9 protein-coding genes and 1 riboswitch are annotated in these 9,304 nt (G+C 64.6%); of the genes, 6 read left to right on the forward strand and 3 right to left on the reverse strand.

All coding sequences use genetic code 11. The annotated features are described in order from the left end of the window. Nucleotides 1-396: 396 nt before the first annotated feature. Nucleotides 397-515, forward strand: a riboswitch (TPP riboswitch). 42 nt (nt 516-557) lie between these two features. Continuing rightward, a complete protein-coding gene (locus tag ACE3S9_RS09950) occupies nt 558-1,592 on the forward strand; it encodes an FAD-dependent oxidoreductase (RefSeq protein ID WP_374546301.1) in 1,035 nt (344 codons plus the stop codon). A gap of 25 nt (nt 1,593-1,617) precedes the next feature. On the opposite strand, the gene gyrB is transcribed toward ACE3S9_RS09950, so the two are convergent. Beyond that, nucleotides 1,618-4,125, reverse strand: coding sequence for a DNA topoisomerase (ATP-hydrolyzing) subunit B (gyrB, locus tag ACE3S9_RS09955; RefSeq protein ID WP_374546302.1), 2,508 nt, complete (start codon nt 4,123-4,125; stop codon nt 1,618-1,620). Nucleotides 4,126-4,175: 50 nt separating this feature from the next. Next, nucleotides 4,176-5,357: a penicillin-binding protein activator gene (locus ACE3S9_RS09960; protein ID WP_374546303.1), complete on the reverse strand. Its 1,182-nt coding sequence runs from the start codon at nt 5,355-5,357 to the stop codon at nt 4,176-4,178. A gap of 207 nt (nt 5,358-5,564) precedes the next feature. Between ACE3S9_RS09960 and rsmI the strand changes: the two genes are divergently transcribed. From rsmI to rpmF, 3 genes are all read left to right on the forward strand, one after another. Then, the gene (gene rsmI, locus ACE3S9_RS09965; protein WP_374546304.1) at nt 5,565-6,497 is read left to right on the forward strand and encodes a 16S rRNA (cytidine(1402)-2'-O)-methyltransferase; all 933 of its coding nucleotides are present in this window, start codon (nt 5,565-5,567) and stop codon (nt 6,495-6,497) included. Beyond that, a complete protein-coding gene (locus ACE3S9_RS09970) occupies nt 6,494-6,862 on the forward strand; it encodes a YraN family protein (RefSeq protein WP_374546305.1) in 369 nt (122 codons plus the stop codon). The genes rsmI and ACE3S9_RS09970 overlap by 4 nt, the downstream gene beginning before the upstream one ends. A 136-nt stretch (nt 6,863-6,998) precedes the next feature. Further along, on the forward strand, nt 6,999-7,187 hold the full coding sequence (rpmF, locus tag ACE3S9_RS09975) for a 50S ribosomal protein L32 (protein WP_374546306.1): 189 nt from the start codon (nt 6,999-7,001) through the stop codon (nt 7,185-7,187). 70 nt (nt 7,188-7,257) lie between these two features. Here rpmF and ACE3S9_RS09980 read toward each other — a convergent pair whose 3' ends face one another. Next, nucleotides 7,258-7,473 carry a restriction endonuclease gene (locus ACE3S9_RS09980; RefSeq protein ID WP_374546307.1) on the reverse strand — a complete coding sequence of 72 codons (216 nt, stop codon included), beginning with the start codon at nt 7,471-7,473 and terminating at the stop codon, nt 7,258-7,260. Nucleotides 7,474-7,624: 151 nt separating this feature from the next. Here ACE3S9_RS09980 and ACE3S9_RS09985 point away from each other — a divergent pair, with 151 nt between their 5' ends. Both ACE3S9_RS09985 and ACE3S9_RS09990 read left to right on the forward strand, forming a co-directional pair. After that, nucleotides 7,625-8,014 carry an antitoxin Xre/MbcA/ParS toxin-binding domain-containing protein gene (locus tag ACE3S9_RS09985; protein WP_374546308.1) on the forward strand — a complete coding sequence of 130 codons (390 nt, stop codon included), beginning with the start codon at nt 7,625-7,627 and terminating at the stop codon, nt 8,012-8,014. A gap of 61 nt (nt 8,015-8,075) precedes the next feature. Then, nucleotides 8,076-8,714, forward strand: coding sequence for an RES family NAD+ phosphorylase (locus ACE3S9_RS09990; RefSeq protein WP_374546309.1), 639 nt, complete (start codon nt 8,076-8,078; stop codon nt 8,712-8,714). Nucleotides 8,715-9,304: the final 590 nt, after the last annotated feature.

Genomic DNA, 9,304 nt, shown 5'->3' on the forward strand with positions numbered 1-9,304 from the left:
GTTCGGAAAAAGCGGCGAGCCAGCCGAAGCCGACGGCGATGGCGTCGAGGGCGGCCAGAGGGAAAAGCAGGGCGAAGGGCGGCGGCGCCGCGCGCTGGCGCATCAGGCTTGTTCCCGGATTCCGAAATGGCGCGACGTAGCGACGTAAGGCGCCAGTTCGCGCCAGCGACTTTCGGGGGGAAGCCGGTGGCGCGAATGTCGGCGAAGGCGATAGCGACGGACGTCGCGCGACAGGCCGGCGTCCCAAAGCGGACCGGCAAGGAAGATCATAACGATCCGATCCCATGGAAAAAGCGGCGCCGGCGCGCTTGTTTGCGCGAGCGCAAATTGCAGCGCTTTTGCATTGGCTTCGCGGGTCGCAAGCCGTTGACGGCCGCGCTTTCGTTTCAGCTAATGGCGGTCGCCAAGGGGAGCCTCGCAACGAGGCTGAGAGGTCGCCGGAGCGCGGGCTGACGCGACGACCCTTTTGACCTGATCCGGATCATGCCGGCGGAGGGATGGCGTGATGCGCGTTCATTCTTTTTCCGCGTGACGGATCGCATGACCAGCGAGGGGATATGCGTGTCAGAATTATCGGCGCGGGCGTTGCGGGCCTGACCGCCGCCTATGAACTAGCGTCGCGCGGCGCCGAGGTCGAACTCATCGAGCGCGAGGACGGGCCGGGACGCGGCTGCTCCTGGTATGCCGGCGGCATGGTCGCGCCCTGGTGCGAGCTGGAATCCGCCGAGCCGCTGGTCTGCCGCCTCGGTCTGGAGGCGCTGGATTTCTGGACCCGGAAAATTCCCGTCGCGCAGACCCGGGGGAGCCTCGTCGTCGCGACGCCGCGCGATCTCGCCGCCTTGCGCGACTTCGCGCGCCGCGCGCGTGAATTCGAGGAGATCGGCGCAAACAGGATCGCCGAGCTGGAGCCCGACCTTGCGGGACGCTTTTCACGCGCGCTCTATTTTCCGCGCGAGGCGCATCTCGATCCGCGCGTCGCGCTGGAGATGACGGCGCGCCGTCTCGCGGCCATGGCGAATGTGCGCCTGCGATTCGGGACCGACGCCGCCGAAGCTGGGGGCGAGCCGGACTGGATCGTCGATTGCACCGGCTATGCCGCCAAGGCGAATGTGCCGGGTCTGCGCGGGGTCAAAGGCGAGATGATGGTGCTCGCCGCGCCAGAACTGCATATCTCGCGCCCGATTCGTCTGCTCCACCCGCGTCATCCGGTCTATGTCGTTCCCCGCGAGGAAAATCGTTTCATGATCGGCGCGACGCAGATCGAGAACGAGGAGCGCGCGCGCGTCACGGCGCGTTCGGTCGTCGAACTGATCAATGCGGCTTATGCGATCCATCCGGCTTTTGCGGAGGCGGCGATCACGGAGACGGGCTCTGATCTGCGGCCGGCCTTCCACGACAATCTCCCGCGCATCCTTGTTCGTGGCGGCGCCATCCATATCAACGGCCTGTTCCGTCACGGCTTCCTGCTGGCGCCGTCGCTCGCGCGCCAGACGGCCGATTATATTTTCACCGGCGCCCTGTCGCCGGACACGATGCGCGCCGCGCAGGCGGTCGATCACCGTGGAGCGCCGGAGGTCGCGCTTCGGGGCTAATTGGCGTATCGCGAAAAAGATCAGATCACACGTCGAGATTGGCGACGTTCAGGGCGTTGTCCTGAATAAATTCCCGGCGCGGCTCGACGATGTCGCCCATCAGCTTGACGAACAGATCCTCCGCCTCGTCGCCTTCCTTGATCTTCACCTGAAGCAGAGAGCGGGCGTTGCGGTCGAGCGTGGTTTCCCAGAGCTGTTCGGGATTCATCTCGCCAAGGCCTTTGTAGCGTTGCTGGGTCACGCCCTTGCCGCCGGCGGCGAGCACGGCGTCGAGCAGCACGCTCGGGCCGCTGATGCGGGTCTCGTCGCCCCTACGCAGCAGCAGCGCCGGCGCGGCATAGATCTGGCGCAGCCCGGCCGCGCGTTCGTCGAGCCGCCGCGCTTCAGCCGAGGCGAGCAGGCCGGCGTCGAGCGTGATCGCCTGTTTCACGCCGCGCAATTCGCGGGTCAGCACATAGCCGCCGTTTTCGACGCGGCCTTCCCAGCCGCGTTCGATCTCATCGGCGAGCGCGTCGAGACGCGCCGCGATTTCCTGCGCGCGCGCGGCGGCCTCGTCGTCGCCCAGCGTCGAAATCGGCTTCAGCGCTCCGGCGATGGCGGCCTGTTCGACCGCCGTATGGTTATAGCGGCTGTGCAACTGACCGAGGATCTGACGGACCAGGCGGGCTTCGTCGACCAAAGCGCGCAGATCGGCCCCGGCGCGCTCCTCGCCATCGGCGACGCGCAGCACGGCGGCCTCGACGCCATTGCCGATCAGATAATCGTCCATCGCCTTCTCGTCCTTGAGATATTGCTCGGACGAGCCGCGCTTCACCTTGAACAGCGGCGGTTGCGCGATATAGAGATAGCCGTTTTCGATCAGCGGCCGCATCTGGCGATAGAAGAAGGTCAGCAGCAGCGTGCGGATATGGGAGCCGTCGACATCCGCGTCGGTCATCACGATGATCTTGTGATAGCGCAGCTTGTCCAGATTGAATTCGTCATGGCCGATGCCGGCGCCGAGCGCCGTGATCAGCGTGCCGATCTGCTCGCTGGACAGCATTTTGTCGAAACGCGCGCGCTCGACATTAAGGATTTTTCCGCGCAACGGCAGCACGGCCTGAAATTCGCGCGCGCGTCCCTGTTTTGCGGACCCGCCCGCCGAATCGCCCTCGACGATGAACAGTTCGGCCTTGGCCGGGTCGCGCTCCTGGCAATCGGCCAGCTTGCCGGGCAGGTTGGCGACATCCAGCGCGCCCTTGCGCCGGGTCAGTTCGCGCGCCTTGCGGGCGGCCTCGCGGGCCGAGGCCGCCTCGACCACCTTGCCGACGACCGTCTTGGCCTCGGAGGGATGCTCCTCCAGCCATTGGCCGAGCGCCTCGTTGACAATGCCCTCGACCACCGGACGCACTTCCGAGGACACCAGCTTGTCCTTGGTCTGCGACGAGAATTTCGGGTCCGGCACTTTCACCGAGACCACGCAGGTCAGGCCCTCGCGGCAATCGTCGCCGGCGAGGTCGACCTTTTCCTTCTTGGTGAGGCCCGAGCTATCGGCATAGCCGGTGATCTGGCGGGTCAGCGCGGCGCGGAAGCCGGCGAGATGGGCGCCGCCGTCGCGCTGCGGGATGTTATTGGTGAAGACCAGCACGTTCTCGTGGTAGGAATCGTTCCACCACAGCGCGACTTCCACCGTAATGCCGTCGCGCTCGCCGCGCATCTGCACCGGCTTGCCGATCAGCGGCGATTTCGCGCGGTCGAGATAGCGCACGAAGGCTTCCAGCCCGCCCTCGTAGAACAGCGTTTCCGTCTTGATCTCGGCGTGGCGCGCGTCGGTCAGGACGATGTGAACGCCCGAATTGAGGAACGCCAGCTCGCGCAGGCGATGCTCGATGGTCGCATAGTCGAATTCGACATGCGAAAAGGTTTCCGGGCTCGGCAGGAAGGTCACGGACGTGCCGCGCTTGGGCTTGCCATCCTCGATCGGCGCGTCGCCGACCACCTTGAGCGGTTCAACCGCCTCGCCAAGGGCGAAATGGATCTCGTGCTCCAGCCCGTCGCGCCAGATGCGCAGGCTGAGCGACGACGACAAGGCGTTGACGACCGAAACGCCGACGCCGTGCAGGCCGCCCGAAACCTTGTAGGAATTCTGGTCGAATTTCCCGCCGGCGTGAAGCTGGGTCATGATGACTTCCGCCGCCGACACGCCTTCCTCGGGATGCAGGCCGGTGGGAATGCCGCGGCCATTGTCAGTGACCGTGCAGGAGCCGTCGGCGTTCAGCGTCACCGTGACGAGGGTGGCGTGGCCGGCGAGGGCCTCGTCGATGGCGTTGTCCACCACCTCATAGACCATATGGTGCAGGCCCGAGCCGTCATCGGTGTCGCCGATATACATGCCGGGGCGTTTGCGCACCGCGTCGAGCCCACGCAGAACCTTGATCGATCCGGCGCCATATTCGTCTTCGTTCGGCTCCGGAAGAGTGTCGTTCGCGGCCAATGCGGATGTCCCTCGGTCAAATTCTTGCGCGCGGCGGCGTGATTCGCCAGCCGGCATCATAGCGGAAAATCAGGCGAAACCACGGGCGGCCCGCCCGTTTTCCCGCGCCGTCACAATGTGCGCGGCGCCGGGCTGATCACGGTGGTCGTGCCATTGTTGATCTGCACGACCGCGAGGCCGCGCTCGTTGCTGCCGTCGGGCTTGAAGCGGAACACGCCGTCGGCGCCGTTGAAGCCGGTCGGGTTGGTCAGCACGTCCTCGCTGTAGCGGCGCGACCCCTGGGTGCGCGCCAGAGCCGCCGCCAGCGAGACGGAATCATAGGCGAGCGTCGCCACGCGGGTCGGATCGGAGCCGAATTTGGCGCGATAGCGCTGGGCGAAGGCGGCGAAGCCCGAATTTTCCGGCGTAGCGAACCAGGCGCCTTGCAGCGCCGGCAGGCTGAGCACGCGGGCGTCGTTCCACAGGCCGGTGCCGAGAATCTGGACCTTGCGGGAATCGATGCCCTTGGCGACCAGCGCCCGCGACACTTCCGGCATGGCCGCCGCCTGTTCCGGGATGAACAGGCTGTCGATCTGGCCGCCCAGCGCCGCGATATTGGCGACCGAGGCCTCGACCGCGCCGGCCTTGTAGCGTTCGATTAAGGCGACGCGGATGTCGCGCCGCGCCGCCGCCGCCTGCAGCGCGCCGGTGGCGACATTGGCGTAATCATTCTCCGGCGCGAGAATGGCGACCGATTTCTTGCCGCGGCTGGCGGCGAACTCGATGATCCGGTCGACGTAATTCTCGACCAGGAAGGAGAGCAGATAGACCCCGCGCGAGGCGGCGGAGAGGTCGGTCGAATAAGCGATCACCGGCTTGCCGGCCGGCTTGGCGACCTCGGCCGCCGCGCGCACGTCGCCGGCGAACAGCGGGCCGAGGATCAGCTCCGCGCCCTGACCGATCGCCGCCTGGGTCGCCTCGCGCGCGCCGTCGGGCGTAGAGCGGTCGTCCTTGACCAGGATGGTGACGTCATTGGCGCCGGATTCCTGCAGCGCCAGTTCCGCGGCGTTGCGCATGGAGACGCCGACCGCGCTCTGACCGCCGCCCTGGGTGAGCGGGAGGATCAGCGCGATCTTGACCGGGCCGGTTCCGAGCGTATCCGCCCCTGCGGGAGGAGGCGTCGGCGCGCCGGCCTCGTTGTGGCCGCCGGGACCGGGACCGGTCACCGAGCAGCCGGACAGCGCGGCGGCGCTGCCCAACAAAGCCAGACGCAAGAAAGAGCGCCGCGCCGCGGCGAAATGATTTTTCGACATGCGCAATATAGTCTCCGCGCGCTCGAGAGGGCTTCGGCGCGCTCCGGACGGCATTTGGCTTGACAGACCCGTTCGCCGATGTCTTACGGCATGGGCGCGGGCTCTGGCAACTGCGCCGTAGGACCAGCCTTGCCGGACCGCCCCGGATGTTCTAAGGTCGTTCTATAAACAGAACGATCGTAATTTTTATCGAACGAAAGCCGCCCCATGGCGCATGCCGAAGCTTCCCCCGCCGCTCCTTCCTTCGCTCCCGCCAGTTTCGTCGCCTTCGGCCTGCGCGCCGAGGCCGAGCCGATCGCGCCGGGGCTTCATGTCGTGGCGACGCCGATCGGCAATCTGCGCGACATCACGCTGCGCGCCTTGGCGACGCTCGCCGCCGCCGATGCGGTGATCGCCGAGGACACGCGGGTCAGCCGCACGCTTCTCGCTCATTACGGCATTTCGACGCCGCTGGTCGCTTATCACGAGCATAATGCCGAGACGATGCGGCCGCTGCTGCTGGCCCGCCTCAAGAAGGGCGAGCGGCTGGCGCTGATTTCCGACGCCGGGACGCCGCTGGTGTCCGATCCGGGCTTCAAGCTGGTCGGCGAGGCCTTGGCCGCCGGCGTTCCGGTCACCTCGGCGCCCGGACCCTCGGCGGTTCTGGCGGCGCTGGTCGTCGCCGGCCTGCCGACCGATCGTTTCTTCTTCGAGGGATTCCTCCCCGGCAAAAGCGGCGCGCGCCGCGCTCGCGCGGCCGAACTCGCGGCCGTGCCGGGCACGCTGGTCTTTTTCGAATCGCCGCGCCGACTCGCCGAAACCCTGGCCGATCTCGCCGCCGTGCTCGGTCCGCGCCAGGCGGCGGTGGCGCGCGAACTGACCAAACATTTCGAATCCGTGCGGCGCGGCGCGCTCGACGCCCTCGCCGCCGATTATGAGCGCGACGGGCCGCCCAAGGGCGAAATCGTGCTGCTGGTGGCGCCGCCCGGCGAGGACACGCCTGCGCTCGATGGCGAGGCGCTGGACGACAAGATCCGCGCGGCTTTGGAGAAATTCTCGCTCAAGGACGCCGCCTCCGTCGTCGCCGCCGAGACCGGCCAGCCCCGCCGCAAGGTCTACGCGCGCGCCATTGAACTGACGGGCGCGGCGAAACCGGAATGAGCCGGCGCCGGACCGCGCGCGCCTTCGGCCTGCGCGCCGAGGCTTTGGCCGCTTTGTGGCTGCGGCTCAAATTCTTTCGCGTGCTGGCGCGGAATTATGCGGCCGCGGGCGGCGAGATCGACATTATCGCGCAACGCGGCGGGCTCGTCGCCTTTGTCGAGGTCAAGGCGCGCCCGGACGCCGCCGCCGCGCAGACCGCCATCGATGCGCGAAAGATTGCGCGGATTTCCCGGGCGGCGCGGGTCTGGCTCGCCGCCCATCCCCGGGCGGCCGGTTGCGCGCTGCGCGGCGACGCCGTTCTCGTCGCGCCGGGCCGCGCGCCCCGCCATGTGCCGGGCGCGTTCGAGCTCGATCTGTTCGCCTGAGCCGGCGCGCGCTTTTTTCCCCGGCGCGGTCTAGCCTTTTCGGCATTTTGCCTGTAAGAGACGCGCTCTTGAATTTCCCCGAGCGCCCCAGGCCGCCCCTTGCTGGCGGGCGCCGCGGCCGGACTGGAGTTTTGAAATGGCTGTTCCGAAAAGAAAAACCTCGCCGATGAAGCGCGGCTTCCGCCGCTCGGCCGATGCGCTCGCCGCCCCGAGCTATGTCGAGGACAAGGATTCGGGCGAGCTGCGCCGTCCGCATCACATCGACCTGAAGACCGGCATGTACAAGGGCCGTCAGGTTCTGACGGTCAAGACCCAGGAAGACTGAGCTTTTTTGTTGGACTTTGCGAAGGCCGGCGTTTCGCCGGCCTTTTGGCGTTTTCGCGGACCCGCCGCGGTCAGGCGTCGGGCAGCACGTCCGGCACCAGCATCCGGCGCAGCGGGATTTGCTTGCGGAATTTCAGGTCGAGCCCGTCGTAATATTTCTCGATCAGGCTGACGAATTCCACGCCGTCCACCAGTTTCAGATTGCCTTTGGCGCCCGCGAAATTCTGCGCGGCGGCGGTATAGCCGCCCGTCGTGATGAAAATGCCGACGTCGCGGTCGTGGATCATGGCGTAGCCCGCATTGCATCCTGCTCTTCTTCGTCCGCGAGGCTTGACAACCGACAAAAGCGGACTAAAAGATAATTACAGTCCATATGCGGACTATATGACCGTGGACTAATATCGCTGTCAAGTCCATTTTTGGACTATGGAGGATGGCATGCGGAAAAACTCGCCCGACGCCGTGGAGGCGATCGGGCCTTCAAGGATTCCGGTCGAGCTCGAGGCTTTCTTTGCGATCGCGGATAAATGGCGATTAAGCACAGAAGACCAAATCAAACTGCTTGGCTCGCCTGGGCGGTCGACGTTTTTCAAATGGAAAAAAGACGGTGGGTCAGTTCCTGCAGACACCACCGAGCGAATTTCGCATATATTAGGGATATGGAAATCGCTGAAAATCCTGTTCACTGTAGACGAACGCGCTTACGAGTGGCTGCGACGCTCTAATCAATATTTTGATGGCGCCAGTGCATTGGATGTGATGCTCAGCGGCGGCGTCGTCGATCTTTATAAAGTAAGATGGTACCTCGATGCTCAGCGCGGTGGGTGAACAGTCTTATGCGAATTGGAGGGGCGACGGGTTTCGCCTCATCCCTTCGAGATTCCCTCCAGTGTCAATCTATGAGGGGCTCGTTGAGGACGATCGATTCGAAGCACTCGTTAAAATCGAGGATATTACCAATCCACGGCTAAAGTCTGTGCAACGAATCACGGCTTCGACCAACAGTCCTCAGATAGATTCCCCGCGGCTACAAAATTGGAACCACGCGCCGTTTGCGTATTCCAATCCAGAAGGGACACGTTTTTTTCCGCCGGAACGGCCATGTCTTGAACTGGCCGACTCCCCCCAAACGGCCTTGGCCATTTCCGTTGAGCGACGCCAGAATTTCCTTGCCCGCACTAACGAACCACCGATCGGTATAGACATGCGGATGTTGAAAACTCCGGCATCAGGCCGATTCATTGACCTGCGCGGCGTCGAGATTGGCCTTGACCGGGAAGGCAGATGGAAGATTGGCGCTACAATACCGACAGACGCCGATGGCGTGGTTTATCATCCTCCGGAGCGTCCTTCCGCTACATGCATCGGGATTCTCAAAGGTAGTGTTTTGGCGCGGTCGGTGCAGACGGCGCATTATCGCTTCTCATGGAATGGAAACCGAATCACCAAACTTTACGCATTTGATGACGTGGGTCGCGAATACGAGCCGGCGCTTCTATCGGGCCATGAAAATGTGATCGCGGCTTAAGCCAGTTCAGGAAATTTCCCCGGCCCCCGTTTGCCCAAACGTACGGTCGTAACGAAATCGCCGCCGCAATGAATTGCGGCAAGGTCATAGCCAGGCGGTCGCGGACTTGAACCACAGAGTTACCTTGGGGCCGACGAAACCTTGGCTTTGCCGTACCGGCATTAGATCATCGGCATGATCGTGGAAAGCGGAACGGCATTCGGTCCGGCGTGTCGCTGAGCTCCTGCGGAGCTTAACCCGCGTGACGCCAATCCCAAGACGATAGCAATAGAGGTCGCCGCCACGTGAACCTCCGCAGCGCCGGAGTGAATTGGTCCGCCCGAATGGGCAATCCAAACTTATTTGGCCCAAGCTTTTCCGAATCCAACGAATTCTGGCGCTCGATCCAAGTGCTAATGGCCGCGGTCCCTCGTAAGTCATTGGATTCATGTGGGTCTCAATCCAGCAAATTATGGCGTCCTAGACCGGCCTGGACGGGAATGGCGCCGGGCTTGGCTTCGCCATTCTGGGCGAAGGCCTCCTTGAAGGCGGAACGTTGCGGGGGCAGGGCGCTGACATCCTGATCGACAGCGCGGAAGCTGACGGCGATC

Origin of the sequence: Rhodoblastus sp. (genome assembly GCF_041915505.1) — a bacterium.
Taxonomy (GTDB): Bacteria; Pseudomonadota; Alphaproteobacteria; order Rhizobiales; family Beijerinckiaceae; genus Rhodoblastus.